The sequence below is a fragment of the Sphingobium sp. SG1 genome (genome assembly GCF_057063145.1).
In genome coordinates this window covers 1-251 of record NZ_JBVVOJ010000105.1, presented here as the reverse complement: position 1 = coordinate 251, position 251 = coordinate 1, and the positions used below count along the sequence as shown (strand labels likewise).

Sequence of the window (251 nt, the reverse complement as noted above, 5' to 3'; positions counted from 1 at the left end):
ACTCCGGCCACATGGCCCCGATGGCCTTGTTCCCCAAGCTGGGCGTGACGCCGGACAAGGACTACAAGGTCATCTTCTCCGGCAAGCATGACCAGTCCATCCGGGGCGTGAACTCGGGCGACTACGATGCTGCTGCCATCGCCTCCGACGTCTTTGACCGCATGGTGGAACGTGGCGTCATCAAGGCCGAGAACTTCCGCGTCATCTGGCACAGCGAGAAATTCCCGACCCAGGACTTCGCCTATGCGCAT

Annotated in this window: 1 protein-coding gene; it reads left to right on the top strand. The window is 61.4% G+C overall.

Going from position 1 to position 251, the window contains the following annotated elements; translation table 11 throughout:
• Positions 1-251, top strand: a 251-nt coding sequence (locus tag AC0KVN_RS27730) for a PhnD/SsuA/transferrin family substrate-binding protein (RefSeq protein ID WP_483656875.1), incomplete at both ends; no start/stop codon positions are given.